Origin of the sequence: Streptomyces sp. SID5464, assembly GCF_009862985.1 — a bacterium.
Lineage (GTDB): Bacteria > Actinomycetota > Actinomycetes > Streptomycetales > Streptomycetaceae > Streptomyces > Streptomyces chartreusis_D.
The window spans coordinates 40,738-67,067 of record NZ_WWIQ01000075.1 but is presented as its reverse complement, the minus strand read 5'-3'; the positions used below and the strand labels follow the sequence as shown (position 1 = coordinate 67,067).

26 protein-coding genes and 1 pseudogene are annotated in these 26,330 nt (G+C 73.2%); 11 read left to right on the top strand and 16 right to left on the bottom strand.

The features are described from left to right. Positions 1-24: 24 nt before the first annotated feature. Positions 25-690, top strand: a complete 666-nt coding sequence (locus GTY47_RS36560; RefSeq protein ID WP_010041021.1) for a transcriptional regulator — start codon at positions 25-27, stop codon at positions 688-690. A 3-nt stretch (positions 691-693) separates the two neighbouring features. On the opposite strand, the gene GTY47_RS36555 is transcribed toward GTY47_RS36560, so the two are convergent. The 5 genes from GTY47_RS36555 to GTY47_RS36535 all read right to left on the bottom strand — a co-directional run bounded on the left by GTY47_RS36555 (position 694) and on the right by GTY47_RS36535 (position 5,404). After that, on the bottom strand, positions 694-930 hold the full coding sequence (locus tag GTY47_RS36555; protein ID WP_029181253.1) for a DUF6213 family protein: 237 nt from the start codon (positions 928-930) through the stop codon (positions 694-696). Between the two features lie 25 nt (positions 931-955). Beyond that, complete coding sequence (locus GTY47_RS36550) at positions 956-2,341, bottom strand: NADP-dependent succinic semialdehyde dehydrogenase (protein ID WP_010041019.1); 1,386 nt, start codon at positions 2,339-2,341, stop codon at positions 956-958. Between the two features lie 76 nt (positions 2,342-2,417). Beyond that, the gene (locus tag GTY47_RS36545; RefSeq protein ID WP_010041018.1) at positions 2,418-2,876 is read right to left on the bottom strand and encodes an NUDIX domain-containing protein; all 459 of its coding nucleotides are present in this window, start codon (positions 2,874-2,876) and stop codon (positions 2,418-2,420) included. Further along, positions 2,873-4,411: an ATP-dependent DNA ligase gene (locus GTY47_RS36540; protein WP_010041016.1), complete on the bottom strand. Its 1,539-nt coding sequence runs from the start codon at positions 4,409-4,411 to the stop codon at positions 2,873-2,875. The genes GTY47_RS36545 and GTY47_RS36540 overlap by 4 nt, the downstream gene beginning before the upstream one ends. Before the next feature lie 72 nt (positions 4,412-4,483). Further along, positions 4,484-5,404, bottom strand: coding sequence for an NAD(P)/FAD-dependent oxidoreductase (locus GTY47_RS36535; RefSeq protein ID WP_010041014.1), 921 nt, complete (start codon positions 5,402-5,404; stop codon positions 4,484-4,486). Between the two features lie 78 nt (positions 5,405-5,482). On the opposite strand from GTY47_RS36535, the gene GTY47_RS36530 reads away from it, so the two are divergent. The 6 genes from GTY47_RS36530 to GTY47_RS36505 all read left to right on the top strand — a co-directional run bounded on the left by GTY47_RS36530 (position 5,483) and on the right by GTY47_RS36505 (position 10,791). After that, on the top strand, positions 5,483-6,055 hold the full coding sequence (locus GTY47_RS36530; RefSeq protein ID WP_010041010.1) for an XRE family transcriptional regulator: 573 nt from the start codon (positions 5,483-5,485) through the stop codon (positions 6,053-6,055). Between the two features lie 118 nt (positions 6,056-6,173). Further along, positions 6,174-7,142 (top strand): NADPH:quinone oxidoreductase family protein, encoded by a 969-nt coding sequence (locus tag GTY47_RS36525; protein ID WP_029181251.1) that lies wholly within the window; start codon positions 6,174-6,176, stop codon positions 7,140-7,142. After that, positions 7,139-8,356 (top strand): acyl-CoA dehydrogenase family protein, encoded by a 1,218-nt coding sequence (locus GTY47_RS36520; RefSeq protein ID WP_010041002.1) that lies wholly within the window; start codon positions 7,139-7,141, stop codon positions 8,354-8,356. The genes GTY47_RS36525 and GTY47_RS36520 overlap by 4 nt, the downstream gene beginning before the upstream one ends. Next, positions 8,353-9,426 carry an acyl-CoA dehydrogenase family protein gene (locus GTY47_RS36515; protein ID WP_010041000.1) on the top strand — a complete coding sequence of 358 codons (1,074 nt, stop codon included), beginning with the start codon at positions 8,353-8,355 and terminating at the stop codon, positions 9,424-9,426. The genes GTY47_RS36520 and GTY47_RS36515 overlap by 4 nt, the downstream gene beginning before the upstream one ends. A 196-nt stretch (positions 9,427-9,622) precedes the next feature. After that, positions 9,623-10,486, top strand: coding sequence for a phosphatidylinositol-specific phospholipase C/glycerophosphodiester phosphodiesterase family protein (locus GTY47_RS36510; RefSeq protein WP_010040998.1), 864 nt, complete (start codon positions 9,623-9,625; stop codon positions 10,484-10,486). 110 nt (positions 10,487-10,596) lie between these two features. Then, positions 10,597-10,791: a hypothetical protein gene (locus GTY47_RS36505; RefSeq protein WP_010040996.1), complete on the top strand. Its 195-nt coding sequence runs from the start codon at positions 10,597-10,599 to the stop codon at positions 10,789-10,791. Positions 10,792-10,793: 2 nt separating this feature from the next. On the opposite strand, the gene GTY47_RS36500 is transcribed toward GTY47_RS36505, so the two are convergent. The 6 genes and pseudogenes from GTY47_RS36500 to xylB form a co-directional block, all read right to left on the bottom strand. Then, positions 10,794-12,032: a phosphodiester glycosidase family protein gene (locus GTY47_RS36500; protein WP_029181250.1), complete on the bottom strand. Its 1,239-nt coding sequence runs from the start codon at positions 12,030-12,032 to the stop codon at positions 10,794-10,796. A 127-nt stretch (positions 12,033-12,159) separates the two neighbouring features. Next, positions 12,160-13,257 (bottom strand): NUDIX domain-containing protein, encoded by a 1,098-nt coding sequence (locus tag GTY47_RS36495; RefSeq protein ID WP_102515041.1) that lies wholly within the window; start codon positions 13,255-13,257, stop codon positions 12,160-12,162. Positions 13,258-13,335: 78 nt separating this feature from the next. Then, complete coding sequence (locus GTY47_RS36490) at positions 13,336-13,731, bottom strand: luciferase family protein (protein WP_010040991.1); 396 nt, start codon at positions 13,729-13,731, stop codon at positions 13,336-13,338. A gap of 104 nt (positions 13,732-13,835) precedes the next feature. Further along, a pseudogene (locus GTY47_RS36485) lies at positions 13,836-14,144 on the bottom strand (N-acetylmuramoyl-L-alanine amidase); the annotation flags it as partial. A 69-nt stretch (positions 14,145-14,213) separates the two neighbouring features. After that, entirely contained in the window at positions 14,214-15,422 is a 1,209-nt protein-coding gene (locus GTY47_RS36480) for an ROK family transcriptional regulator (RefSeq protein WP_010040989.1), read from the bottom strand. Between the two features lie 15 nt (positions 15,423-15,437). Next, the gene (xylB, locus tag GTY47_RS36475) at positions 15,438-16,883 is read right to left on the bottom strand and encodes a xylulokinase (RefSeq protein WP_010040988.1); all 1,446 of its coding nucleotides are present in this window, start codon (positions 16,881-16,883) and stop codon (positions 15,438-15,440) included. Positions 16,884-16,999: 116 nt separating this feature from the next. Between xylB and xylA the strand changes: the two genes are divergently transcribed. Continuing rightward, positions 17,000-18,166 carry a xylose isomerase gene (xylA, locus tag GTY47_RS36470; protein ID WP_010040987.1) on the top strand — a complete coding sequence of 389 codons (1,167 nt, stop codon included), beginning with the start codon at positions 17,000-17,002 and terminating at the stop codon, positions 18,164-18,166. A gap of 155 nt (positions 18,167-18,321) precedes the next feature. Then, on the top strand, positions 18,322-18,660 hold the full coding sequence (locus GTY47_RS36465; protein WP_010040985.1) for a hypothetical protein: 339 nt from the start codon (positions 18,322-18,324) through the stop codon (positions 18,658-18,660). Here GTY47_RS36465 and GTY47_RS36460 read toward each other — a convergent pair. Together GTY47_RS36460 and GTY47_RS36455 are read right to left on the bottom strand one after the other, a co-directional pair. Next, positions 18,649-19,929 (bottom strand): hypothetical protein, encoded by a 1,281-nt coding sequence (locus tag GTY47_RS36460; RefSeq protein ID WP_010040983.1) that lies wholly within the window; start codon positions 19,927-19,929, stop codon positions 18,649-18,651. The genes GTY47_RS36465 and GTY47_RS36460 overlap by 12 nt on opposite strands. Further along, a complete protein-coding gene (locus tag GTY47_RS36455) occupies positions 19,926-22,661 on the bottom strand; it encodes a DEAD/DEAH box helicase (protein WP_010040980.1) in 2,736 nt (911 codons plus the stop codon). The genes GTY47_RS36460 and GTY47_RS36455 overlap by 4 nt, the downstream gene beginning before the upstream one ends. A gap of 365 nt (positions 22,662-23,026) precedes the next feature. Here GTY47_RS36455 and GTY47_RS36450 point away from each other — a divergent pair, with 365 nt between their 5' ends. Then, complete coding sequence (locus GTY47_RS36450; RefSeq protein WP_010040978.1) at positions 23,027-23,209, top strand: hypothetical protein; 183 nt, start codon at positions 23,027-23,029, stop codon at positions 23,207-23,209. A gap of 63 nt (positions 23,210-23,272) precedes the next feature. On the opposite strand, the gene GTY47_RS36445 is transcribed toward GTY47_RS36450, so the two are convergent. Together GTY47_RS36445 and GTY47_RS36440 are read right to left on the bottom strand one after the other, a co-directional pair. Further along, on the bottom strand, positions 23,273-24,130 hold the full coding sequence (locus GTY47_RS36445; RefSeq protein WP_010040975.1) for a hypothetical protein: 858 nt from the start codon (positions 24,128-24,130) through the stop codon (positions 23,273-23,275). A gap of 134 nt (positions 24,131-24,264) precedes the next feature. Further along, complete coding sequence (locus tag GTY47_RS36440) at positions 24,265-24,561, bottom strand: hypothetical protein (protein ID WP_010040973.1); 297 nt, start codon at positions 24,559-24,561, stop codon at positions 24,265-24,267. Between the two features lie 99 nt (positions 24,562-24,660). Between GTY47_RS36440 and GTY47_RS36435 the strand changes: the two genes are divergently transcribed. After that, entirely contained in the window at positions 24,661-25,563 is a 903-nt protein-coding gene (locus GTY47_RS36435) for an oxygenase MpaB family protein (RefSeq protein ID WP_010040972.1), read from the top strand. Positions 25,564-25,585: 22 nt separating this feature from the next. Here the strand turns inward: GTY47_RS36435 and GTY47_RS36430 are convergent, their stop codons facing one another. Beyond that, complete coding sequence (locus GTY47_RS36430) at positions 25,586-26,185, bottom strand: class I SAM-dependent methyltransferase (RefSeq protein WP_010040971.1); 600 nt, start codon at positions 26,183-26,185, stop codon at positions 25,586-25,588. Positions 26,186-26,330: the final 145 nt, after the last annotated feature.

Here is a 26,330-nt window from a genome sequence, read left to right as displayed (position 1 = left end):
ACACCTCGACGACGAAAGGACGCGATGACGCACCCGGCCCGGGACCTGCTGCAGACGACCACGGCGGACCTCGCTCCCAACCCGCGGTCCAACCCCCTGGTCCCCCGCATCGCCGACGGCACGGCGCCCCGCTCCACCCTCGCCGCGCTCGCCCTGGAACAGTCCTGGGTGATCCCCGCGGACCGCCGGGCCTTCGAGTACCTGGCGGAGCGCTCCCTCGTGAGGGACCCGGAGGCCGCGGCCTTCTTCAGGACACTCGCGGAGGGCGAGGCGCTGGCGGAGGAGCAGCTGTCGACGTTCGCACAGGCGTGCGGCGTGGACGAGACACGGACGGCGGAACACGAGCCGCTCCCGGGATGCCAGGCCTACCCCGCGTACGTGGCCTGGCTGGCTCTCAACGCCTCGCCGGCGGACGTCGTCCTGGCCCTGACCGCCAACTTCTCCGCGTGGGGAGGCTATTGCGCGACCATCGCCCGGGCCCTGCGCACGCATTACGGCTTCACGGACGAGGTGTGTGCCTTCTTCGACTTCTTCGCGGAGCCGTCCCCGGAGCTGGAGAGCCAGGCGACGGCGGCGGTACGGGCCGGGCTGGACGCAGGCCGGCTCGATGAGAGGAGGGCGTATCGATACGGCCGCCTACTGCAAACCTACGAGGCCATGTTCTGGAACGCGCTGAGTGAGACTCCTTAGGGCTCATGTCGCACCCCCACTGCTGTGCGCGATACAAGCCACATCGATCCGGTCGGCCAGCTTCGCCAGCTCAATGGCCAACTCGGCGACCGTGTCCTCGTCGAGCCCGGATTCCCCGGCCTCGACAAGCCGCACCCACCGGCCCCCCACCGTCCGCAACAACTTGCTGACATCGGCCGCAGTCACCTGCAAGGTCCCGCGGTCGTCGACGATCAGAGGCAGAGTCACTTCGCGGTTCACAGACGGGATCGTAGCCCCGCAACACTCACGCACCGTGCCAAACGGTCGTGATGTTGCAGAACTCCCGGATTCCGTGCCCGGACAGCTCACGCCCGTACCCGGACCGCTTCACTCCGCCGAACGGGAACGCCGGATGGGAGGCCGTCATGCCGTTGAAGTACACACCGCCCGCCTCCAGGTCCCGGACGAACCGGTCCACCTCGGCCTCGTCCCGCGTCCACACGTTCGAACTCAGTCCGAACGGCGAGTCGTTCGCGATCAGCACGGCCTCGTCCAGGTCGGCCGCCCGGTACAGCGTGGCGACGGGCCCGAACGCCTCCTCCCGGTGGATGCGCATCTCCCGGGTGATGCCGGCGAGGATGGTCGGCGTGTAGTACCAGCCGGGCCCGTCGGGCCGTTCGCCACCGCACAGCACCTCGGCACCGCTGCGCACCGCGTCGTCGACCAGCTCCTCCAGATCGCGCAGTCCCTGCTCGCTGGAGAGCGGCCCGACCTCGGTGTCCTCGGACAGGGGGTCGCCGACCGTGAGCGCCTTCATGCCCTCGGCGAAGCGCTCGGCGAAGGCGTCGTAGACGTCCGTGTGAACGATGAACCGCTTCGCGGCGATGCAGGACTGCCCGGTGTTCTGTACGCGTGCGGTCACTGCGACCTTCGCGGCCCGGTCGATGTCGGCGGAGGGCATGACGACGAACGGGTCGCTGCCGCCCAGCTCCAGCACCGTCTTCTTGACCATCTCGCCGGCGGTCGAGGCGACCGCGCGGCCCGCGGGCTCGCTGCCGGTGAGGGTGGCCGCCTTGACGCGCTCGTCGCGCAGGATCTCGTCCACCGCGGCGGAGCCGATCAGCAGGGTCTGGAAGCAGCCCTCGGTGAAGCCGGCCCGGTGGAACAGGTCCTCCAGGTAGAGGGCGGTCTGCGGGACGTTCGAGGAGTGCTTGAGCAGGCCCACGTTCCCCGCCATCAGGGCGGGCGCGGCGAAGCGGACCACCTGCCACAGCGGGAAGTTCCACGGCATGACCGCCAGCACCGGGCCCATCGGCCGGTAGCGCACCCGCACGCGCGAGGCGCCCGAGTCCTTCACGTCGGTGTCGGCGGGCTCCTCGTCGGCGAGCAGTTCCTCGGCGTGGTCGGCGTACCAGCGCATCGCCTTGGCGCACTTCGCGGCCTCGGCCCGGGCCTGCTGGATCGGCTTGCCCATCTCGGTGGTCATCACGCGGGCGATGTCCCGCTGGTCCTCGTCGAGGAGGTCGGCGGCCTTCCTCATCAGCCGGGCGCGCTCGTCGAACGTGGTCGTCCGGTACGTGCGGAACGTGGCCTCCGCGAGCTGGAGCCGGCGCTCGATCTCCTCCTCGCCCATGGCCTCGTACGTCTTGAGCGTCTCGCCGTTCGCCGGGTTCACCGTTGCGATGGGCATGGCTGACCTCCCTCGGAGCGGGCTGTAGTCCGACCTTCCCGCGTGGCGGAGGGGACCGCAACGCGGGAGCGTCTCCTCAGGGCGAGTGCTCCGCCAGGCGGTCGAGAAACGCCGCCTGAGCCTTGACGATCACCTCGCGGCCCCGGTCGAGCCCGAACCACGCCACCCGGTCCAGCTCGGGGAACTCCTGGAGCCGCCCCGATCTCGGAGGCCACTCCATCCGGAAGGTGCCGGGCGCGATCGTCGCCGGGTCGAGGTCCGCCTCGACCGCCCAGGCCGTGACGATCTTGCCGCCTGTCTGCCGGACCTCGCCCAGGGCGAGGGCCTCGCCGTCGGGCGGCGGCAGCCCCAGTTCCTCCTCGAACTCGCGGCGGGCGGCGGCCCAGGCGGACTCGTCGGGCTCGTACTCGCCCTTGGGGATGGTCCACGCCCCGGCGTCGCGCCGGGCGAAGAACGGGCCGCCCATGTGTCCGAGCAGCACTTCGAGGCCGTCGTCGGTGTGGTGGAAGAGCAGCAGGCCGGCACTGCGCTTCACGGGCTCACCTCCGGATGCGCGGCCAGCAGCGTCTCCACCGTGTCGGCGTCCTCGGGGCGCTTGTCCTCCCGGTAGCGGACCACGCGGGCGAAGCGCAGGGTGACCCCGGCCGGGTAGCGGGTGGAGCGCTGGAGGCCGTCGTAGGCGATCTCGACGACGAGTTCCGGGCGTACGGTCACGACGTAGCCGTTGTCGTCGACGGCGAGCTGCCGGAGCCGTTCGGTCTGCCAGGTCAGCATCGCGTCGGTCATGCCCTTGAAGGTCTTGCCGAGCATGGCGAGGCCGCCGTCGGCGGTGCGGGCGCCCAGGTGGAGGTTGGAGAGCTTGCCGGTGCGGCGGCCGTGTCCCCACTCGGCGGCCAGGACGACCAGGTCGAGGGTGTGGACGGGCTTGACCTTCAGCCAGGACGCGCCGCGCCGGCCCGCGCTGTAGGGGGCGTCCAGCGCCTTGGCGACGACGCCCTCGTGGCCGCGCTTCAGGGTCTCGGCGAGAAACTCCTCCGCCGTGTGCAGACCGTCCGGGCCGGACACCGTCGTGCGGCGTACCCGCATCGGCTCGGGGACCAGCCGGGCCAGCTCCGCGTGCCGCTCGGCGAACGGCAGGTCCAGCAGGTCACGGCCGTCGACGGACAGCGCGTCGAAGAAGACGGGGGAGACCGGCACCGCGCGTGCCGCCGTCGCCACGTCCGTGCGCGAGCCGACGCGACCGGCGATCTCCTGGAACGAGCGGGGGCGCCCGCCCTCGTCGAAGGAGATCACCTCGCCGTCGAGGATGAACCGCTCGCCCCGCAGTTCCAGCGCGGCGGCGGTCACTTCGGGCAGCCGGTCGGTGATGTCGTCGAGGGTGCGGGTGTAGAGCCGTACCGCGTCGCCGTCCCGGTGCACCTGGACGCGGATGCCGTCCAGCTTCTCCTCGACCGCGCAGGCGCCGAGCTTGTCCACCGCCTCGGCGACCGAGGAGGCACTGTGCGCCAGCATCGGCCAGACCGGGCGGCCCACGGTGAGACGGAAGCGGTCCAGGGCGGCCGGGCCGTCCGCGAGCAGCGCCTCGGCCACCGTCTGGAGGGAGCCCGCGAGCATCACGGCCCGCCGTACGTCCGCCGGAGGCGCCCCGGTCGCCTGGGCCAGTCCCTCGACCGCGACGGCGTCCAGCGCGCCCTGCCGTACCTCGCCGGTGAGCAGCCCGATCAGGAACCGCTGCTCCTCCTCGGTTGCCGCGCCCATCAACTCCCCGACCAGCCGGGCCCGTTCCGCCTGGGAGCCGGGCCCGGAGACCTTGGCGAGCTCCGACAGCCGGGCGTCCACCTCCCGCACGGTCAGTCCCGGCTCGGCGGCGGGGGCGACCGGGCGGCTCAGCACCTTCCAGCCGACGCCGATCCGGCCCTGCGGCAGCCGGCCCGCCAGATACGGGATGACGATCGGCACGTCGTCCGCCTCCGCGCCCCGGAAGAGCTCCGCGAGCAGGGCCGTCTTCCGGGACCGCGCCGAGGTGGCGGCGACCTCCTGGGACACTCGGGCCAGCCGGTGCAGCAGCATGCAGCCATGGTGCACCGGAGGCGGCGCCTCTACACCCGGACGGCCCGGCGCGGTGACTTTCGAGGAGAGCCTTCAGACGGCGTCCAGGTCCGCCATCAGCAGATCCCCGACGATCGCCGACGCCGCCCGGTACCCGCCGCTCGCCGCGTGCACGACCTGCTCGGCGAAGCCGATCGCGTTGCCCGCGGCCCACACGCCCGGCACGGTCGTCAGACCGTTCCCGTCCACCACCGGGTACGCGCCGAACGGCGTCTCGTGCAGTTCGGCGCCGAGCCGCTCCAGCAGGCCGGTCTGCGGGACGGGCCGCGGTCCGACGAAGAGCACCGAGCGGGCGTGTGCCGTGCCGTCGGCGAGCCGGACACCGGTGAGCCGGTCCTCCTCGACCACCAGGCCCGCGACCTCGCCGGGCACCACGTCCACCCCGGCCGCGGCGAGCCGGCGCAGGTCCTGGTCGGACAGCTCCTCCTCGGCGACCGTGTGCAGGAAGAACCGCACGTCCTTCGACCACTGGGACACGATCAGCGCCTGGTGCACGCTCGCCGGGCTCGACGCCAGCACCCCGAAGGGCTGGTCGCGCACCTCCCAGCCGTGGCAGAACGGGCAGTGCAGCACGTCCCGGCCGAACCGCTCGGCGACCCCGGGGACCGCCGGCAGCTCGTCCTTCAGCCCGGTCGCGATCACCAGCCGCCGGGCCCGCACGGTCCGCCCGCCGGCCAGTACCACGGCGAAGTCCTCGCCCTTCTCCACCTCCACCACCCGGTCCCGCACGAGCTCCACCCCGTACCGCGCGATCTCCTCCCGGCCGACGGCGAGGAACTCGGCGGGCGGCATGCCGTCCCGCGACAGATAGCCCTGCATGTGCGCGGCCGGCGCGTTGCGCGGCTCGCCCGCGTCGACGACCAGCGTCCGGTGCCGGGCCCGGCCCAGCACCAGCGCCGCGGACAGGCCCGCCGTACCACCGCCGACGACTACGACTGCGTACCTCTCGGTCATGGTGACCACCTCCACCGCCGAGCGTCGCCCCGGTGCCACGGGATTGACAAACATGTTTGCCGAACCTGCAATACGACCATGACTACGGACGAGGTACTCGCGGGCGTCGGACCCCGGCTGCGGCAGATGCGGAAGGAGCGGGAGGTGACCCTGGCGGCGCTTTCCGAGACCACCGGCATCTCCGTCAGCACCCTGTCCCGCCTGGAGTCCGGTCTGCGCAAACCCAGCCTTGAGCTGCTGCTGCCGATCGCCCGGGCGCACCAGGTGGCCCTGGACGAGCTGGTCGGAACCCCGTCGGCCGGTGACCCGCGGGTGCGGTCGAAGCCGATCGAGATGTTCGGGCGCACCCACTGGCCGCTCACCCGCCAGCCCGGCGGCCTCCAGGCCTACAAGGTGCTGGAACCCCAGCGCAGGCAGGAACCGGAACCGCGCACGCACGAGGGCTACGAGTGGTTGTACGTGCTGTCCGGCAGGTTGCGCCTGGTGCTGGGCGAGCACGACGTGGTGCTGACGGCGGGGGAGGCCGCGGAGTTCGACACCCGGGTGCCGCACTGGTTCGGGTCGACGGGGGAGGGGCCCGTGGAGTTCCTCAGCCTGTTCGGGCCGCAGGGGGAGCGGATGCATGTGCGGGCGCGGCCGAAGCGGTCGTGACGCACGAGACACCCGCCCACGGGACTCTTCTCCCGGAGGCTGTTCCCTGATCGGCAAGCGACCGCTTAGTATGCGAACGACCCCGGTCAGACGAAGCAGTCCCCCGTGGAGGCCCCGCATGCAGGCATGGCAAGTGCACGAGAACGGCGAGCCGGGTGAGGTGATGCGCCTGGCGGACGTGGCGCCGCCGGCGCCCGGCGACGGCCAGGTCCTGCTGAAGGTGCGCGCCGCGAACATCAACTTCCCCGACGCCCTGCTCTGCCGCGGCCAGTACCAGGTCAGGCCGCCGCTGCCGTTCACCCCGGGGGTGGAGATCTGCGGCGAGACGCAGGACGGCCGCCGGGTGATCGCCAACCCGGTCCTGCCGTACGGCGGCTTCGCCGAGTACGCCGTCGCGGACTCCGCCGCCCTGCTGCCCGCGCCGGACGCCCTGGACGACGCGGAGGCCGCGGCCCTGCACATCGGCTACCAGACCGGCTGGTTCGGTCTGCACCGCCGGGCCGGCCTGGAGGCCGGCGAGACCCTGCTCGTCCACGCTGCCGCAGGAGGGGTCGGCAGCGCGGCCGTGCAGCTCGGGAAGGCCGCCGGCGCCACCGTCATCGGTGTCGTCGGCGGCTCCCACAAGGCGGCCGTCGCCCGCGAGCTCGGCTGCGACGTCGTGATCGACCGGCGCTCCGAGGACGTCGTCGCCGCCGTCAAGGAGGCCACCGGCGGCCGGGGCGCCGACGTGATCTACGACCCGGTCGGCGGCGAGGCCTACGCCCAGTCCGCCAAGGTCGTCGCCTTCGAGGGGCGCATCGTGGTCGTCGGCTTCGCCGGCGGCACGATCCCCAGCCCGGCGCTGAACCACGCCCTGGTGAAGAACTACTCGATCGTCGGCCTGCACTGGGGCCTGTACAACACCAAGAACCCGAAGCTGGTCCAGCACTGCCACGAGCAGCTCACCGAGCTGGCCGCCCGGGGTGCGATCAAGCCGCTGGTGAGCGAACGGGTGCCGCTCGGCGGGGCCGCCGCCGCCGTGCAGAAGGTCGCGGACGGCCTCACCACCGGCCGGATCGCCGTCGTCGTGGAGGAGGCAGCAGCATGAGCAGCGCTGAGGAACTGCGCCGTCTTACCCGGGAGTTGCTGGCCGCGCACCCGCCGGCCTCGACCGACCGCCTGGACTTCCTCCGGGCCCGCTTCGACGCCGGACTGGCCTGGGTGCACTACCCGGAGGGCCTCGGCGGACTCGGCGCTCCGCGGTCCCTCCAGGCCGTCGTGGACGCCGAGTTGGAGGCGGCCGGGGCGCCCGACAACGACCCGCGGCGCATCGGCATCGGCCTCGGGATGGCCGCGCCGACCATCCTGGGCTACGGCACCGAGGAGCAGAAGCGGCGGTACCTGAGGCCCCTGTGGACGGGGGAGGAGGTCTGGTGCCAGCTGTTCAGCGAGCCGGGTGCCGGGTCCGACCTCGCCGCCCTGGGTACCCGGGCCGTCCGTGAAGATGGGGGCCCCTCCCGCTCGAGCGAAGCCGAGAGTGGGGGAGACTGGGTGGTCAACGGGCAGAAGGTCTGGACGTCCAGCGCCCACGTGGCGCGCTGGGCGATCCTCATCGCCCGCACCGACCCGGACGTGCCCAAGCACCGGGGCATCACGTACTTCATCTGCGACATGACCGACCCGGGCGTCGAGGTGCGGCCGCTGCGGCAGATCACCGGCGAGGCCGAGTTCAACGAGGTGTTCCTCACCGACGTCCGCATCCCGGACTCCCGCCGCCTCGGCGAGGTCGGTGACGGCTGGCGGGTCGCGCAGACCACCCTGAACAACGAGCGCGTCGCCATCGGAGGCATGCGGCTGCCCCGCGAGGGCGGCATGATCGGCCCGGTCTCGAAGACCTGGCGCGAGCGCCCGGAGCTGCGCACCCACGACCTGCACCAGCGCCTGCTGAAGCTCTGGGTCGAGGCCGAGGTCGCCCGGCTCACCGGCGAGCGGCTGCGCCAGCAGCTCGTGGCCGGCCAGCCCGGCCCCGAGGGCGCCGGCATGAAGCTCGCCTTCGCCCGCCTCAACCAGGAGATCAGCGGCCTGGAGGTGGAACTCCTCGGTGCGGACGGCCTGTTGTACGACGACTGGACCATGCGCCGCCCGGAGCTGGTCGACTTCACCGGCCGCGAGGCCGGCTACCGCTACCTGCGCTCCAAGGGCAACAGCATCGAGGGCGGGACCAGCGAGGTGCTGCTGAACATCGTCGCCGAGCGCGTCCTCGGTCTGCCCGCCGAACCGCGTACCGACAAGGACGTCGCCTGGAAGGACCTCGCCCGATGACCGACCTGTTGTACTCGGAAGAGGAGGAGGCGCTGCGCGCCGCCGTCCGCGACCTGCTCGCCGACCACTGCGACGCCCCGGGCGTCATCGCCCGCATCGAGTCGGACGCCCCGCACAACCGGGCGCTGTGGAAGGCACTCACCGACGGCATGGGCCTCGCGGGCCTGCTGGTGCCGGAGGAACTGGACGGCCAGGGCGCCACGCACCGGGAAGCCGCCGTGGTGCTGGAGGAGTTGGGGCGTGCGGTCGCGCCCGTCCCGTACCTCACGAGCGCGGTCGTCGCCACCGAGGCGCTGCTGGCCTGCGGGACCGGCGACCTGCTCACCGAGCTCGCCTCCGGGACGTCGATCGGATCCCTCGCGGTCGCCCTCGACGTCGCACCGGGCGCCGCCTACAAGGTCGTCCGGCACGAGAACGGCCTGCTGCACGGCGAACTGACCGGCATCGCGGACGCGGCCGTCGCCGACGTGCTGCTCGTGCCCGCCGACGACGGCGGCCTGTACGCGGTCGACGCCGCCGCCGCGACCGTCACACCCCAGATCTCCCTGGACCTGACCCGGCCGTTGGCGACCGTCACCCTCGACGGAGCTCCGGGCCGCCTGCTGGGCGACGCCGAACCCGCCGTACGCCGGGCCCTGCGCGCCGGAGCCGGGCTGCTCGCCTCCGAACAGCTCGGCCTGGCCGACTGGACGCTGACGGAGACCGTCCGCTACCTCAAGGACCGCAAGCAGTTCAACCGGCCCGTCGGCGGCTTCCAGGCGCTCAAGCACCGGCTGGCCCAGCTGTGGCTGGAGGTCGCCAATCTCCGGGCCGCCGCCCGCAACGCCGCCGACGCCCTGTCGACCGGCCGGGACACCGACGTGGCCGTCACCGTCGCCCAGGCCTACGCGGCGCCGGTGGCCGTCCACGCGGCCGAGGAGGCACTGCAACTGCACGGCGGCATCGGCATGACGTGGGAGCACCCGGCACACCTGTACCTGAAGCGCGCGAAGGCCGACTCGATCGCGTACGGCACGGCCGGCGCCCACCGGGAGGCACTCGCCGGACTGGTCGACCTCCAGGCCCCCTGACGTACACCTGGCCGACACTGGCCAACGCCGGAGAAAAGCCCGCCCCACCAGGGGCGGGTTTTTTCGTGCGCCCTGCCCCGGTTGAAGTGAACGCCCGACGGCACTCCGGCCAACTCCCCGCAAGGCCCTGCTCCTTGGCCCTGCCCGAACCCCATACTCGCAGGGTTCCCGTACGGCACTCCCAGGGAGGCAGAGCATGGACCTCACCACCCGTCGCAGAGCCCTCACCACCCTCGGCGCCGCCCTCGCGGGCTCGGTCGCCCTCCCGGCCGGCCGCGCTCTCGCCGGCGAACGGCGGCACGGGCCCCGACCGTTGTGGCGCGCCCACGCCCACAACGACTACGAGCACCCGCGCCCTCTGTTCGACGCCCTCGACCACCGCTTCGGCAGCGTCGAGGCCGACATCTACCTCGTCGGCGACCAGCTCCTCGTCGCCCACGACCCGGAGGACCTCGATCCGGCCCGCACGCTGGAGTCGCTCTACCTCGACCCGCTCGCCGCGCGCGTGCGGGCCAACCGCGGCCGCGTGTACCCGGGGTACCGCGGGTCACTGCAACTGCTCGTCGACATCAAGACCGAGGGCTCGTCGACGTACCTCGAACTCGACCGCCACCTCAGGCGCTACCGGCACCTGTTCACGACGTACGCCCACGGCCGGGTCCTCCCCGGGCCGGTCACCGCCGTCATCTCCGGCGACCGCGCGGCCCGCGCCCCGATGGAGGCCCAGACCGTCCGGCGCGCCTTCTACGACGGCCGGCTCGCCGACCTCGGCAGCCAGGCGCGGGCCTCCTTCATCCCGCTGATCAGCGACAACTGGACGCTCAACTTCACCTGGCAGGGAGTGGGCGCGTTCCCGGACGCCGAGCGGGAGAAGCTGCGGCACATCGTCCGGGCCGCGCACAGCCGGGGCCAGAAGGTGCGGTTCTGGGCGACCCCGGACCTGGCCGGGCCCGCCCGGGACGCGCTGTGGGCCGAGCTGCTCGCCGCGGACGTCGACTACCTCAACACCGACGACCTCGCCGGACTCGAGTCGTTCCTGGACGCCCGGCGGGCGGCGTAGACATCACACGTTCGGCGGACAGGTCAGCTGCCCGGATGAACCCTCCGCTACGCCACACTTACGGCCGAACGCCGTGAACCGGACATGGCGGCGTGGCGGAGGAGTTGACGATGGCCATTTCCATCTCTGTGGTGCTGCTGCTCACGGTCCTGGCGGTGATCTTCCTGCGCAACGGCGGGCTGAAGGTCTCCCATGCCCTGGTCTGCCTGCTGCTCGGCTTCTACCTGGCCAGCACCAGCATCGCCCCCACGATCCACAGCGGGCTCACGGCGACGGCGGAGATCGTCAGCAGCCTGCGGCCCTGACGTCACGGCCGCGAGAACACGCCGATGCCGTTCGGAACGGCGCGCTCGGCACCACCGCTGGGGTGGTTGCGCACCGAGACGGTGCTCGCTCCCTTCTTCCGGGCGACCAGCGTCGACGACCCGCCGCCGTCCAGGCTGAAGGCGTCGTCCGAGCCCAGACTCCGCATGGTGTCGGCCACCTCGGCGATCGTCAGGCCGCTGCGGTAGGCGGCGGCGCCGTCCAGTGCGAGCAGCAGCATGCGCCGCCCGCCGTCGGCGATCCCCACGGCCGTACGGACGGCCGACGTCGTGTCGTCCAGACCAGGCAGCGGCCGGCCACCGGTGAGTACCGGGTAGCCGCCGAGGGCGAGGCGGTACGCGGCGCCGTCCGTGGCCGCCACGAGACGGTGCTCGACCTCGACCGCTTCGCCGGTGGACAGCTTCCGCAACTGCTGGGCCCCCGCCTCCCGGCCGACCAGCACGGTGGTGCCCGGGGCGATGGGACCGCTTCCGGGTGTGTCGGCGGCCGACACGACCCTGCCCTCGCGCACCGTCACCTCGTACGTGTCCGTGCTGCACGGCGCGGCCCGGTCCGTGTCCGTGCCGCACGTGGCGCGCACACGGGAGACGCTGCCCCATGCGGAGGTGAACGCGCCGACGGAACCCACCGGCAGTGCGTACTGGTTGAGCCCGCCCAGCGGCAGCTGCGCCTCGCCCGTACGGACGGAGCCGTCCAGGGTCAGCCGGTCCAGCCGCGCCACCCCGTCGGTACCGACGCCGAACACCTCCTCGGTGGTCGTGCCGGGCGGCAGCGCCGGACCGAAACGCTGACCGTCCGGCACGGCCGCCTTGAGCGTCCGCCCGGCCGCGATCGCCGGACCCACGCTCGCGCCGGTCACCTCGACGCCCGGGTGCTGCGTCTCGGTGATGTTGAAGAAGTCGCCGTTGACACCGGCGACCGCCCCCTGGGCGTCGGCCATCCGCGAGACCGGCGCCCGCGAGGCCACCGCCCCGGGATACAGCAGATCGACCCGGACCTGTGGATTGCCCAGGTCGACCTTCAGCAGGTGGGCGTGCGTCACCCCCTTGGCGGCCTTGATGTCGAACTCCTCGTACGTGACACCCGGCGCGACCCGTACGCCTTTCTGGACGGCGCCGGCCGGAGCCGCCCCCACCAGGGCCGCACCGGTCAGCGCGCCGAACGCCGTGAGAAACGCCAGAACCGCTCTGCCTGCTCCGTGTCGCCTGCGACGACCTGTCACCGTGCCCCCTGATGCCTCGTCAGCTGACCGGATTCTCAGAGGCAGTGCACCAGACCACGGGGGCCGGCAGGGTGGCTGAGCGCCGACTCCACGGGAACGGCTGAAAAAACGCACCCCTCTGGGCGCTTCAGACGTCGTCCGTTCCGGTGTCGTACGGCGTGAAGTGGGCGGGCGCGTGGTCGATCGGCAGCCCCGGTCGCCAGGCGGTGAGGGCCTGCGCGCTGCACACGAACAGCTCCTCCGGCAGCCGGTCCAGGGCGAACCAGCGCCAGCGGCCCACGCTCTCCCCGGGCTGGTCCGACGGCTCGCCCCGCCAGGCGGTGACCCGGGCGGCCACCGTCACCCGTACGACACCGCCGGCGTCGTCGAGGAGCGTCCCCAGCAGCCGGACGTCCTCCGGCCGGGCGTCGAGCCCCGTCTCCTCGCCGAGTTCGCGCACGACCGCCTCCTGCAACGACTCCCCGGCCTCCACCGTCCCGCCGGGCAGCTCCCACGTCCCGTGCCGGTGCCGGCCCAGGAGCAGTCCGCGGGGACCGTGCAGGACGGCGCCGACCCCGAGCGCGGCGTGGACCACCGGGGGCTTCGCGGTGCGCGGCCGGGAGGAGACACGGACGGGCCGGGTCACCCGGAAGAGCCGGTACGACGCGTGGTTGCCGGCCTGCGGCGTGTCGAGGACGTCGATCTGCTCCACGCGCAGCCCGTGCTCGGCGAGCAGGGCCGTCCACAGCTCCGGGCCGAGGACCCACATCTGGACGGTGACGTCCCCGCCGCCGGCCAGCCGCAGGATCTCCGGCCGGGCGATGACCTCGTCCGACGGTCCGTCACCCTGCGAGTTGGTGTGCAGCACGGTGAAGCAGAGCCTGCCGCCCGGCTTGAGTGCCGCGGCCAGGGCGGGCAGCAGCCGGTGCGGGTCGATGTACGGCACGGCGTTGACCGAGTAGATGACGTCGTACGGCTCCGCCGAGCGCAGATGCTCCACCGCGTCGGCCCGGACCAGGCGCAGCCCGGGCAGGGAGCCGTAGCGGGCGCGGGCCCGTTCGTACTGCCCGGCCGAGGAGTCGACGGCGTCCACCAGCGCGCCGTGAGCACGGACCAGATGGGCGGCGTGCCGCGCCGGACCGCACCCGAGGTCCAGCACACGCCGTCCCGTCAGCTCCCCGAGCACCTCGATCCCCGGCCCTGCGCCCTCGAACCCCCAGTCGATCCGCGCCACCTCGGGCAGCACCGTGCCCCGCCGCAGGTGGTGTGCTCCGTACGCGCTCCAGGCCTCGGCGTTGACGGCCTCCGGACGGGTCGCCAAGGCTCAGCCGCCCGCCGCGGCGTCGCGCGGAAGGACGGTGACACGGTGGAAGTTGCACCCGGCGAGCCGCCGCTCCTCACCGGTGGGTCGGGTCTGGTGGGCCTTGAGGGCGATGCTCACCAGGCTCAGCAGCAGTTCTATGTCCGCCTCGCAGTCGAGGTGGACCGTCACCCAGCACGAGCCGGGAACCAGGTGGATCGCGCTCGAACCGGCGAGGTCGTAGTGGAAGCGCTGGATGGCCCGGCGTGTGAGGTGCAGGTCCACGTCCCGCGTCGAGTGGAAGTGGACGATCTCGTCGCGGACGGAACGGAGTGCCCGTCCGGTACCGCAACTCGCCGGGCCCGCCATCAGGTCGGGCCAGGCCTGCAAACGCTCCAGGGCGCGCTGGGCCAGGGTCATGGTCCCATCGTTGCGTGCTTACCGTGCCGCAACCAGAGGTTGAGCGTTTTGTAACCGGGACGTGAGGTGACGGCCGGGGGCCGGGGCGGGGAAGTGCGCTGCTCTCAGGCGAAGTTGCCGACCAGTCTCATGTAGCGCTTCCAGTCCCAGTGGCGGCCCGGATCGGTGTGGTCGCTGCCCCGTACCTCGTGGTGACCGATGATGTGCGCCCGGTCCTTGGGGATGCCGTACCTCGCGCAGATCGCCGCGGTGAGCCGGGCCGACCGCTCGTACATCGCGTCGGTGAAGTACGACGGCTGGTCCACCCAGCCCTCGTGCTCGATGCCGATGCTGCGGGTGTTGCAGTCCCAGTTCCCCGCGTGCCAGGCGATGTCCGCCTCGCGCACGCACTGCGCCACGTGCCCGTCGGAGGACAACTCGCCCACCCGGTCGGGTGATTGACGGCCTCCGAGAGTCGGCGTCGCCCGTGGGTCAGGGCCGTCTCAGGCCCGCTCGGCAACGGTGGCCGGATCGTCCAGCACCGCCCGCACGACCGAGTGTGCGGCTCCCAGCAGCGGCCCCTGAGGACCCAGCCGGGACACGGAGACGGGACAGGCCGGACCCGCCGTGCGGCGCGCCAACTCGTCCCGCAGGGACGGCAGGAGCCACGGCGCCAGCCCGGACAGCTCCCCGCCCAGCACCACGCTCTGCGGGTCGAGCAGGTTGACCGCCCCGGTCAGGGCGACTCCGAGCGCCGTGCCCGCGTCGCGCAGGGCTCGGCGTACGTCCTCGTCGCCCTCCGCCGCGCGCCCCGCCAGCAACCCGACCCGGTCCTCGTCCGGCTCCAGACCGGCCGCGCGCAGCACCGCCTCCTCGCCGGCGTACTGCTCCAGACACCCGCGCCCCCCGCACGCGCACTCCGGGCCGTCCGGCTGGACCGGCACGTGCCCCAACTCGCCCGCGAAACCGCGGGTTCCGCGCAGCAGTCCGCCGTCCACCACGACCGCCGCGCCGATGCCGATCTCCGCCGACACGTGCAGGAAGTCGCGCGGCGTGCCGTCGCCCAGCCAGAGTTCTGCGAGGGCGCCGAAGTTGGCTTCGTTGTCCACCGTCAGCGGGAAGTCCGCCGGCAGCAGGTCACCGAGGTCCGCTTCGTGCCAGTCGAGGTTCGGGGCGCGTACGACGGTCCGGGCGTCGCGCGCCACCAGGCCGGGCACGGCCACGGCGAGACCGGCCGGCCACAGCCCCTCGCCCTCCGCCTCGGCGACGACCCGGCGGATGAGTTCCGTGAGCTCGGCGAGCACGGGCCCGGGGGAGCGGCCGCGGTTCGCGCCCTGGCGTATCGCCCGCGACCGGGTCGTGCCGCGCAGGTCCACGGCACAGACCGCGAGATGGTCGACACCGATCTCCGCGCCGATCCCGGCCGGGCCGCGTCCGCTCAGCGCGAGCGCGGAGCCGGGGCGGCCCACCCGGCCGGGCCGTTCGGGCCCCAGCTCCTCCAGCAGCCCCGAGCGGATCAGTTCGTCCACGAGCGTCGACACCGCAGCCCGGGTCAGGCCGATCCGCGACGCGACGGCGGCCCGGGACAGCGGCCCCTCGGCGCGGACGGCGTGCAGGACCCGGGCGAGGTTGCGGCGGCGCATGCCCTGCTGGGTGTCCGGCAGGGCGCGTCCCGGCCCGGCCGGACGGTCCTCGTGCAGCGGTGCGGTCATGCCTGACGCCAGTCCTCAGTGGGTGTCCGTGGGCCGCTCCAGCAGCGGGGCCGCGTCGGAGAGTACCCCGGCGATCCTGGCCAGCGTCTCCTCGTCCCGTTCGACGGCGTCGAGCACCGGCCCGGCCGCCGTGTTCCAGCGCCGGGCGACCGCCGCCGGGTCCTCCCCTGTCAGTACCCCGGCCGCCTGTGCGGCGGCGCCGAGTGCGACCAGTTCCTTCGCCTCGGGCACCTGCACGGGACGCCCCGACAGCCGCCGTACGGTCTGCTGCCAGGCGGTGCCCCGGGCGCCGCCGCCGATCAGCAGGAGGGGGGCCGAGGGGTCCGCGTCCTCGTCGAGGACCAGGTCGAGCGCGCCGAGCAGGGAGTGCACGGCACCGTCGTACGCGGCCTGGAGCAGCTGCCCGGCGGTCGTGTCGTGGCGCAGGCCGTGCAGCAGGCCGGAGGCGTTGGGCAGGTTCGGGGTGCGTTCGCCGTCCAGGTAGGGCAGCAGCGTGACGGCCGTGCCGGGCTCGACGGCCTCGCGGTCCAGGCCCAGCAGCGTCGCCACACGGTCCACGGCGAGCGTGCAGTTCAGGGTGCAGGCCAGCGGCAGCCAGTCACCGCGGGCGTCGGCGAAACCGGCCACCGTGCCGCTCGGGTCGGCGGGCCGCCGCTGCGACACCGCGTACACCGTGCCCGAGGTGCCGAGGCTCATCACGGGTACGCCCGGACGCACCCCGAGGCCGAGCGCCGCGGCGGCGTTGTCGCCGGTGCCGGGCGCGACCAGGGTGCCCTTGGAGAACGGCAGATCGTGGCTGTCGCGCACCGTGCCCGCGATTTCGCCGGGCCGGACCACACGGGGCAGCAGGGCCGGGTCCAGCCCCACCTGCGCCAGGATCTCCTCGTCGTAGCGTTCCGTCCCGGACGCCCACCAGCCCGTCCCGGAGGCGTCGCCGCGGTCGGTCGTGCCCTGCCCGGTGAGCCGCTCGGTGAGGTAGTCGTGGGGGAGGCGCACGGCCTTCGTGGCGCGCGCCGCCTCCGGCTCGTGCTCGGCCAGCCAGGCCCACTTGGTGACCGTGAAGGACGCGGCGGGCACGCTTCCGGTGCGCTCGGCCCAGAACTTCGCGCCGCCCAGTTCCTCGGTCAGCCGGCGTGCCTGCGGTGCCGAGCGCACGTCGTTCCACAGCAGGGCGGGTCGCACCGGCTCGCCCCTGTCGTCCAGGGTGACCAGGCCGTGCTGCTGCCCGCCGACCGACACGGCGGCGGCCTCGTGCGCCGCGTCGCCGCACTGGCGCAGTGCCTCGCACAACGCGTCCCACCACTGACGCGGATCGCTCTCGCGCCCGGACCCCGAGGAGACCGTGTGCGGCGCCTGGCCGCTCGCGACGACCCGGCCGGTGGACACGTCGACGACCAGCGCCTTGGTGGACTGGGTGGACGAGTCCACGCCGACGACGAGCGGACCCTCGGCTGCTGACATCGGGTTTCTCCCTCTGCTCTCGTCCCGAGACACCTTGTCTCTTCCCAGGAAGCTGCTCGCATACTAATTTGTAAATCGGCATGACGAAATAGCCTCAGCGAGCAAGGAGCCGCGGCATGAGCTACCAGCCCACCCCCGAGGACAGGTTCACCTTCGGCTTGTGGACCGTCGGCTGGCAGGGACGGGACCCCTTCGGCGACGCCACGCGGCGTGCCCTGGACCCGGTCGAGACGGTGCAGCGACTGGCCGAGCTCGGCGCCCACGGCGTCACCTTCCACGACGACGACCTGATCCCGTTCGGCTCCAGCGACACCGAACGCGAGGCCCACATCAAGCGCTTCCGGCAGGCGCTGGACGCCACGGGCATGAAGGTCCCGATGGCCACCACCAACCTCTTCGCGCACCCGGTCTTCAAGGACGGCGCCTTCACCGCCAACGACCGCGACGTGCGCCGCTACGCGCTGCGCAAGACCATCCGCAACATCGACCTCGCCGTCGAGCTCGGCGCCCAGGTGTACGTGGCCTGGGGCGGCCGGGAAGGTGCCGAGTCCGGCGCCGCCAAGGACGTCCGCGCGGCCCTCGACCGGATGAAGGAGGCCTTCGACCTGCTCGGCGAGTACGTCACCTCCCAGGGCTACGACCTGCGGTTCGCGATCGAGCCCAAGCCGAACGAGCCGCGCGGTGACATCCTGCTCCCCACCGTCGGCCACGCCCTGGCGTTCATCGAGCGCCTGGAGCGTCCGGAGCTGTACGGCGTCAACCCCGAGGTCGGGCACGAGCAGATGGCCGGGCTGAACTTCCCGCACGGCATCGCGCAGGCGCTGTGGGCGGGCAAGCTCTTCCACATCGACCTCAACGGCCAGTCCGGCATCAAGTACGACCAGGACCTGCGCTTCGGCGCCGGTGACCTGCGTGCCGCGTTCTGGCTGGTCGACCTGCTGGAGTCGGCCGGCTACACCGGTCCGCGGCACTTCGACTTCAAGCCGCCGCGGACCGAGGACCTCGACGGGGTGTGGGCCTCGGCAGCCGGCTGCATGCGCAACTACCTCATCCTCAAGGAGCGCGCCGCCGCCTTCCGCGCCGACCCGGAGGTCCAGGAGGCGCTGCGCGCGGCCCGCCTGGACGAACTTGCGCAGCCCACCGCCGCGGACGGCCTCCAGGCGCTGCTCGCCGACCGGTCGGCGTTCGAGTCGTTCGACGTGGAGGCGGCTGCCGCGCGCGGCATGGCCTTCGAGCACCTGGACCAGCTGGCGATGGACCACCTGCTGGGGGCCCGCGGCTGACCGCACGCGCGCGTGCGGTCCGTTGGCCGGTCACGGGGTGCGTGACCGGCCAACGGGCCCGTATTGCTCCGGAATCATGCGATCCAGGCCATGAGCCCGTATCAACTCCCGTGCGCCCCTCCCGCCTTGAGCGGGGCACGGCGACTCTGGTCGGTATGGCCATGCCACCCGTACCGCCTCATCCGCCCGGGCCTCCCCGGCGCCGGAATCCCCTGCTCGTCCTGCTCGTCCTGCTCGCGGCCGTCGCAGCCGTGTCCTTGGTGGTGCTGATGGCCAGGGGAAGCGACGACTCGCCGGACCCGGAGCCGCCTGCCGAGAGCACCAGCCGCAGCCCAGCCCCGTCCTACAACATCCCCACGGAGCTGCCCACCGAGTTGCCGAGCAACCTGCCGACCCGGCTGCCGTCGGGCTTTCCCAGCCGGCTGCCGAGCGATCTGCCCAGCGATCTCGAATCGCTCCTGCCGTCCCTGGACACCGGCGAGCTACTGCCCTGAGCTCGGCGCGGCTCCGTCTCCGGCGGCGAGCACCGCCGACGCCAGCGCCGTCGCCGGATCCTGCGCGGCGCCTCCCGAGGGCAGCCAGTGGCCGCGCTCCTTGTGGTACGGCCACCACCGGCCGTCCCGGCCGAGGCGCAGCTGGACTCCTGCGCCGACGACCGTCCAGCGGTTGCCCCGCGCCCGCAGCTCCGGCCGCTCCTCCGCCTCCCAGGCCGACTCCAGGGCGGCACGCGCGCGTGCGAGCGTCTCGCCCTCCGCCTGCCACTCCTCGTCGAGCACGGACAACGCGGCCGTACCGCCGTGGCGCCAGGCCCGGACCGCCACCGCCAGCCCCTCCCGGCCGCGTCCCGACCCGTCGGCGAGACGGTCCGCCACCGCCTGCCCTGGGTCGCCCGCGGCCAGCCGAACGGCGTCTTCCGAGACGGTCGGGTCCGCGTCGGGGCGTCGTTCGGAAGTGCCCCGGAGTGCCTCGGCGAGCAGGCGGTGGGCCTGTACCGCGGTCCGCGCGGCCAGGAACTCCAGCGCGGCCGGGTCGATGCCCGCAGCGGGCGGCGTCTCGGTGTCCAGGGACGGCGGCACCCCCGGCTCGCCGGGGAGTTCGGGCAGGGGCGGCAGCGGAGGCAGGATGTCGCCGGCGGCCAACGCCTCGGCCGCGTCCACGCCCTCCTGGCCGGAACGCGCCGTGACGGACGCGCCGCCGCGCGACTGGAGGTCGTCCAGCAGGGTGGCTTCGTCGCGTCCCCGCATCAGGAGCAGGACGAAGGGGTCCTGGTCCAGCAGGCGTGCCACCTGGTAGCAGAGCGCCGCCGTGTGCCCGCAGTGGTCCCAGGCTCCGCAGCCGCACTCCGGCTCCAGGTCGCCCAGGCCCGGCAGCAGTTCGACGCCCGCGGCCGCCGCGTCCTCGACCAGGTGCGGCGGCATCTCACGGTCCAGCAGCGCCGCCACGTGACCGGCCCGCTCGACGGCCATGTCCAGGAAGCGGTCCCACTGTCCGGATGGGAGTTCCTCCAGCAGGACGTCGGCCCGGTGTGCCGTGCGGTCGCGGTCCTGGACGACGGCTGTGAGCCGCCCCGGGCGCACCGACACCGCGCCGACCGCCCCCGCGCGCGCGAGCCGGCGGCCCGTCCTGAGCTGCGCCGAGTCAAGTGCCGTGTCCTCCAGCGCCTTCAACCAGGCCTGGCCCCACCAGGTCTGTGCGAATCCCCGCCCGCGCTCGGGCGGCAGCGCGGCGAACGTGCGCTCCCTGTCACCGTCGTGCCGAGTCATCGCAGGCCCCCTCGCAGTTCGACCAGATCCGCCAGTTCCGCGTCCGTCAGCTCCGTGAGGGCTGCCTCGCCGGAGCCCAGGACCGCGTCCGCCAGCTCCCGCTTGCGGGCCAGCAGTTCGGCGATGCGGTCCTCGATGGTCCCCTCGGCGACGATCCGGTGCACCTGCACGGGCCGGGTCTGGCCGATGCGGTGGGCCCGGTCGGTCGCCTGGGCCTCGACGGCCGGGTTCCACCAGCGGTCGTAGTGCACGACGTGCTCGGCCCGGGTGAGGTTCAGGCCGGTTCCCGCCGCCTTCAGCGACAGCAGGAACACGGGCACTTCACCGTCCTGGAAGCGCCGCACCATGGCCTCGCGTTCGGCGACGGGCGTTCCGCCGTGCAGGAACTGCGAGGGCGTGCCCCGGGCGGCCAGGTGCCGTTCGAGGAGGCGGGCCATCTGCACGTACTGGGTGAAGACGAGCGCGCCCGCCTCCTCGGCGAGGATCGTGTCGAGCAGTTCGTCCAGCAGCTCCAGCTTCCCGGACCGTCCGGCGATCACCGGCCGCTCCTCCTTGAGGTACTGCGCCGGGTGGTTGCAGACCTGCTTGAGGCCGGTCAGCAGCTTCACGATCAGTCCGCGCCGCGCCATGCTGTCCGCGCCGGCGATCTCCGCGAGCGCCTCCCGCACCACGGCCTCGTACAGGGCTGCCTGCTCCTGGGTGAGCGACACCGCGTGATCGGTCTCCGTCTTCGGCGGCAACTCGGGCGCGATCCCCGGGTCCGACTTGCGGCGGCGCAGCAGGAACGGCCGTACGAGCCGGGCCAGCCGGTCGGCCGCCGCCGGGTCCTGACCGCCCTCGACGGCCTCCGCGTACCGCCTGCGGAAGGTGCCGAGCCGGCCCAGCAACCCCGGAGTGGTCCAGTCGAGGATCGCCCACAGCTCCGAGAGGTTGTTCTCCACCGGCGTGCCGGTGAGCGCCACGCGCGCGCGTGCGCCGATGGAACGCAGGGCCCGCGCGGTCGAGGAGTGCGGGTTCTTCACGTGCTGGGCCTCGTCCGCCACGAGCATGCCCCACGGCACCTCGGCGAGCCGGGGCGCGTCCAGGCGCATCGTGCCGTACGTGGTGAGCACGAACTCCCCGTCGACCAGGTCGTCGAGGCCGCGCCGCGCGCCGTGGAAGCGCCGCACGGGTGTGCCGGGCGCGAACCGCTCGATCTCCCGCTGCCAGTTGCCCATCAGGGACGTCGGGCAGACCACCAGGGTGGGCCCGGCCGACCGGGCGTCGGTCTGCCGGTGCAGGTGCAGGGCGATCAGCGTGATCGTCTTGCCGAGCCCCATGTCGTCGGCGAGGCAGCAGCCGAGGCCCAGCGAGGTCATGCCGGCGAGCCAGTTCAGGCCCCGCCGCTGGTAGTCCCGCAGGGTGGCGGCGAGGGCAGTCGGCTGCTCCACGGGCTGCTGCGCCTCGGGGTCCGCGAGCCGCTCCCGCAGGGCCGCCAGCCACCCGGTGGGCCGCACCTCGACCCGGCGGCCGTCCACCTCCGCCCAGCCCGTCAGGGCTGCGCCCAGCGCGTCCACCGGCGTCACCTTGTGGTCCTGCCGGGAGCGGGCCAGGCGGACCTCCTGAGGGTCGATCAGGACCCACTGGTCGCGCAGCCGCACCACGGGGCGCTTGGCCTCGGCGAGCCGGTCCAGCTCTTCCCGGCTCAGCCGCCGGTCGCCCAGTGCGAACGACCAGTCGAAGGCGAGCAGCGCGTCGGCGGACAGGAACGACGGCATGGTCGCGAAGGCCTGGCCGGACTCCGGCTCTTCGTCGGGAGGCCCTACCTCCGCGCGCGTGGCGAACTCACGGGTCAGCCCCTTCGGCCAGTGCACGTCCACTCCGGCCGCCGCCAGCGCCCGGGCGCCTGCCCCGAGCAGCTCGGTGACCTCCTCGTCGGCGAGCTCGACCGCCTCCGGCACGGTCGCCGACAGCAGGGGCGCCAGCGGCCCCCAGGCCCGGGCCGCGCGGCGCAGCGCGAGCAGGGCGTCCATCCGCGCGCGGGGACCGAAGGCCTCGCCCCTGGCGCCGGCCCAGACGTCCGCGGCGTCCGCGACGAGCGCGGGGTCGCTCACGCCGTGCACCTGGAGCACGGCCCGGAACGTCACGTCCGCGTCGTGGTCCGCCGCGTCCGCCAGGCCGTCCGCCTCGATCCGCAGCGACAGCCGCACTCCCGCGTCGTGGCCCGCGGCGACGTCGGCGGCCCACGCGCGCTGCTCGGGCAGGCGCACCGGCTCGGGCGACGCGTAGGCGGGGCCGCCGGTGACCAGCGGCGCGGCGGGGGAGCGGGGCAGGGTGTCGGCGACCGCGTCGAGGAAGGCGCGCAGCAGCCGCTCCGGGTCGGGCAGCCGCAGCGGCCCGGCGCCCGCCAGTGGGACGGCGTGCGCCTCGGGCGGCATCGCGGCGGCCAGGCGGCGGACGTCCTCGACGTCCTGGGCGCGCAGCGGGCCCGTGCGCCAGGCGTCGTGGTCGCCCGGGGACAGCCCCGGCAGCAGCAGTCCGCGCGCCACGAGGTGCAGGGCTTGCGCGGCCGCCGCGCCCCAGAACACGCTGGACCGGTGCCCCCGAGCGCCGGTACGCGCGCGCATGAGGGACGGCAGGGCGGTGCGCACCGGCATCAGGACGGCGGACACGCTCCGCGGCTCGACGCCTTCGACGCCGGGAACGATGACGGTCAGGTCGGTGACGGACACCGGCGCCGTGGCCGATGCCATGGCCGGAGGCTCCTCGCCGTCCGGCCGCCAGAAGGCGACGCTGCCCGTGCGGGCCGGGTCGCCGGGCAGGAAGACAGCGCAGCAGTGGGCGAGTTCGGAGAAGTCGGAGGAGGGTGCCGGGAGAGTCTGATACTCGGCTATGGCTGATTCCTCAAATTTGACTAGCGGAGTCGGAGTCGCCGAGGGTACAGCACTTTCCGCAACCCCTGGGTATGACTTGACTGTGAGCTGGGTCACCATGGAGGTCTCAGGGGTGCGTAAGGGTAGCGCCTCAGGGATGTCTCAGGGTCGCGGTCCGGAACCGTCGCAAGCGCGGGCCCGTTTTCGAGACAGAGAGCGGCAGTGGCCGCGGAGGAGGCGACACCATGTCCAAGAACGCCAAGATCGCCGCAGGTGGTGTGGCAGTCGGGCTCATCCTGTTGATCTGGCTGCCCTGGTGGGCATCGCTCCTGATCATCCTGGGAGTCCCGGCCGCCGCGTATCTCACTCTGGACCCCTCGCAGCGGCGCAGGCTGCGCCGCGCCACCCGCAAGGAACTGGGCCGTTGACGGGCTGACGACCGGTGCGGCCGAAGGCTGCACCGGTTCGGTTCGGCGGTACGGCCCACGGGCTCAGTTCGGCCGTACGGCCATCTTGTCGAGGGCCTCGAGAAGACCCGGCAGCTCCGGCCCCCGCCCCACCGGCAGGACCTCGCCGGGTTCCTCGTCGAGCAGCACGAAGGCGATGTCGTCGGTCCTGGCCACGAGCGACCAGCCGGGACCGTCGGCCCGCAGGGTCCGCGCCTCACCCGGCGCGAACGACGACCGGACCCGGCCGAGCGGCGGCGGCGAGTCGATGTAGGTGCGGGCCTCCGCGAGGACGCGCCGGATGCCGCTGTGGCCCGGCTGCCCGTTCTCCCCGCCTCCCCCCGGACCCTCGGCCGCAGCGCCGGCCTCGCCCGATGCCGCCGACGACCCCGGGGCGGGGAAGGCCGAGTCGTCGACCTGTTCCCGCCACATCGCCCACTGAAGCGCTATCTCGTCCGCGCCCAGGCGCCGCTGGGCGGGGCCCCAGACGGTGGTGTCCGGCGGAGCAAGCGGGGGACGGTCGTCGGCCTCCGGGCCGGGATCGTGCGGGGCGGGCACTCCGGGCGCCGCGACGGCGACCGCGAGGGGCCAGCCGGGCAGCGCCGCGACGACCGTGCGCTCGTCGGGCGACAGCTCGTACTCCATCCCGCAGTCCCAGGACGCGATCGCGACGGCCACCAGAGAGACGTCGTCGATGACCACGGTCCACCGGGCGCCGTCGCCGTCCTGACCGAGCACCAGCCCGTACCCGTCGGCGAGCGGCGCGAGGCCGAGTGCCGCGCACGCCTCCGGATAGTCGTCGCCCAGCACGCTCGGGAACTTCGCCGGCGTCAGCAGTACCGCCGTGAGCACATAGAGCGCATCGTCCGCGGCGGCGACGGTGTCCTCGTCCGTCCCGGCCATCCCAGCCTCCCCATCGGTTCGTCCACCGGCGCGCACCCTAGTGCGCGCGGAAGCCCCTTGTCACTGCCCCCGCGAGCACGTGGAGCTGCCGTTTTCCGGCGGACGGGGCGAATCGGCCGTCCCGGCCGGGCGCGTCACTCCGCGGGCAGCCCCAGCAACTCACGGGCCACGGTCCGGGGCGACTCGCCGCGTTCCCGCGCGAGCGCGACGACGGCCCGGCAGGCCAGCTCGTTCACCCCGAACGACAGCGCCTCGGGCGACACCCAGCCGGCCGCCTCGTCGGCCCGTTCCTGGTCGTCCTCAGCGTTCGCCGTGACATAGGCCGCGGCCGCCTCGAAAAGATTGTGTGGACGTTCGTCCCCGCCGGTCTTCGTCTCCGTGCGCAAGGCATGAGCGACTCTGCCGCCGGCCTTCCGGACCTTGCCCCACATGCTGACCACCTTCCCCCTGCGCGGATGTCGCGCGTGCCGGTCATCTCCCGGACACCAACGTAAAGTTACAGATCCGGTGGCAGAAGGGGGACGGGCACTGTGAAGCGCTTCGCACGGCTGGAACAGATACGGCGGATGGACCCGTACCGGGAGGCCACGGAGATCTATCGGCTGAGCGTGGCGTACGAGTTCCCGTGGGACTTCACCCGTGCCCTGGAGCTGGCTTTGTACCGCACCTACGCCGTCCCGAGCATCGGCCGGCTGCTCGCCGAGACGGCGGAGCTCACGGAGCGGACGCAGAAGCGCTACGACGACACGTCGCTGCTCCTGGACGCCGTGGTCGAGCACGGCTTCGGCAGCGACCAGGGCAGGACCGCGATCCGCCGCATCAACCAGATGCACCGCAGCTACGACATCAGCGACGACGACATGCGCTACGTGCTCTGCACGTTCGTCGTGATGCCCAAACGGTGGATCGACTCCTACGGGTGGCGCAGGATGTCGCGCCACGAGATCGTCGCCAGTGTCGTCCACCACCGCACGCTGGGCCGGCACATGGGCATCAAGGACATCCCCGAGACCTACGAGGAGTTCGAGACCTGCCTCGACAGCTACGAGGCGGCCCACTTCGCCTGGGACGAGCAGGCCCGGTGGGTCTCGGACGCCACGCTCGACCTGATGTCCTCCTGGTACCCGCGCCCGCTCGCGCCGCTGCTGCGCACCGCGACCCTCGCGCTGCTCGACGACTCGCTGCTGCGCGCCTTCCGCTACACCCCGCCGAGCGCCGCCACGCGCGCGTGGGTGCGGCGCGCGGTACGGCTGCGGGGCCGTGCCGTCCGGCTGCTGCCGCCCCGGCGCGCCCCGCACTTCGCCCGGCAGAACCGGGAGATCAAGGGCTACCCGTACGGGTACCGGCTCGCCGACCTGGGCACGCGCCCGGTGCCGGGCGTCCGGGGCTGTCCCGTGCGGCACGTGGCGGCGTCGGACGCCGAGGCCGAGTGACGCGGCTGGGTGGCGCTGCTGCTCAGTCCTCGCGGACGGCGAGCGCCAGGAAGCGGGATTCCTCGTCGACGTACGACGTCATGCGCCATCCCGAACCCGCCAGCAGTGGCCTGAGATTGGACTCGGCGCGCAGGTCGTCCGGGGTGAGCGGGCGGCCGTGGCGTGCGGCCAGGGCCGCCCTGCCGATCGGGTGGAACAGCGCGAGCACACCACCGGGACGCACCACCCGCGCCAGCTCCCGCAGGTTCTCGGCCGGACTCCGCAGGTGCGAGATCAGGCCCGCCCCGAACACGGCGTCCAGCGAGTGTGAGCGCAGCGGCAACGCGGCGACGTCCGTGAGCAGCAACGCCCCGTCACGGTCTCGTCCCGCCCGCACAGCCTCCCGCAGCATGGCCGGGGTCAGATCGGCTCCGAGCACCACTCCCGAGGGCCCCACGGCGGCGCGCAGCGGCGGCAGGGCGCGTCCGGTGCCGCACCCCGCGTCGAGCACGCGGTCGCCGGCGCGCAGTCCGAGTTCGGCGACCGCGGCCGCGTAGGCCGGACCGTCGTCGGGGAACCGGCTGTCCCAGTCGGCGGCGCGGGCGGTGAAGAACTCCTGGACACGCGTCTGGTCGTCGCTCATGCACGGCATGATTCCTCACCGGCACGGATGACGCCTCAGTGCACACGTTCGAGCGTGACCCGATCGTTCCGGTACATCCTTGCGTCATATTCCAACACCTTTCGAAATGCGCCCCCTTCGCGCGCCCCTGCCGGGTCTAGCGTCC

Coding starts and splice junctions, on each gene's coding strand:
- GTY47_RS36560 (WP_010041021.1), top strand. CDS start 25: ATGACGCACCCGGCCCGGGACCTGCTGCAGACGACCACGGCGGACCTC.
- GTY47_RS36550 (WP_010041019.1), bottom strand. CDS start 2,341: ATGCCCATCGCAACGGTGAACCCGGCGAACGGCGAGACGCTCAAGACG.
- GTY47_RS36540 (WP_010041016.1), bottom strand. CDS start 4,411: ATGCTGCTGCACCGGCTGGCCCGAGTGTCCCAGGAGGTCGCCGCCACC.
- GTY47_RS36535 (WP_010041014.1), bottom strand. CDS start 5,404: ATGACCGAGAGGTACGCAGTCGTAGTCGTCGGCGGTGGTACGGCGGGC.
- GTY47_RS36530 (WP_010041010.1), top strand. CDS start 5,483: ATGACTACGGACGAGGTACTCGCGGGCGTCGGACCCCGGCTGCGGCAG.
- GTY47_RS36525 (WP_029181251.1), top strand. CDS start 6,174: ATGCAGGCATGGCAAGTGCACGAGAACGGCGAGCCGGGTGAGGTGATG.
- GTY47_RS36520 (WP_010041002.1), top strand. CDS start 7,139: ATGAGCAGCGCTGAGGAACTGCGCCGTCTTACCCGGGAGTTGCTGGCC.
- GTY47_RS36515 (WP_010041000.1), top strand. CDS start 8,353: ATGACCGACCTGTTGTACTCGGAAGAGGAGGAGGCGCTGCGCGCCGCC.
- GTY47_RS36510 (WP_010040998.1), top strand. CDS start 9,623: ATGGACCTCACCACCCGTCGCAGAGCCCTCACCACCCTCGGCGCCGCC.
- GTY47_RS36505 (WP_010040996.1), top strand. CDS start 10,597: ATGGCCATTTCCATCTCTGTGGTGCTGCTGCTCACGGTCCTGGCGGTG.
- GTY47_RS36490 (WP_010040991.1), bottom strand. CDS start 13,731: ATGACCCTGGCCCAGCGCGCCCTGGAGCGTTTGCAGGCCTGGCCCGAC.
- GTY47_RS36480 (WP_010040989.1), bottom strand. CDS start 15,422: ATGACCGCACCGCTGCACGAGGACCGTCCGGCCGGGCCGGGACGCGCC.
- xylB (WP_010040988.1), bottom strand. CDS start 16,883: ATGTCAGCAGCCGAGGGTCCGCTCGTCGTCGGCGTGGACTCGTCCACC.
- xylA (WP_010040987.1), top strand. CDS start 17,000: ATGAGCTACCAGCCCACCCCCGAGGACAGGTTCACCTTCGGCTTGTGG.
- GTY47_RS36465 (WP_010040985.1), top strand. CDS start 18,322: ATGGCCATGCCACCCGTACCGCCTCATCCGCCCGGGCCTCCCCGGCGC.
- GTY47_RS36460 (WP_010040983.1), bottom strand. CDS start 19,929: ATGACTCGGCACGACGGTGACAGGGAGCGCACGTTCGCCGCGCTGCCG.
- GTY47_RS36455 (WP_010040980.1), bottom strand. CDS start 22,661: ATGGCATCGGCCACGGCGCCGGTGTCCGTCACCGACCTGACCGTCATC.
- GTY47_RS36450 (WP_010040978.1), top strand. CDS start 23,027: ATGTCCAAGAACGCCAAGATCGCCGCAGGTGGTGTGGCAGTCGGGCTC.
- GTY47_RS36445 (WP_010040975.1), bottom strand. CDS start 24,130: ATGGCCGGGACGGACGAGGACACCGTCGCCGCCGCGGACGATGCGCTC.
- GTY47_RS36440 (WP_010040973.1), bottom strand. CDS start 24,561: ATGTGGGGCAAGGTCCGGAAGGCCGGCGGCAGAGTCGCTCATGCCTTG.
- GTY47_RS36430 (WP_010040971.1), bottom strand. CDS start 26,185: ATGAGCGACGACCAGACGCGTGTCCAGGAGTTCTTCACCGCCCGCGCC.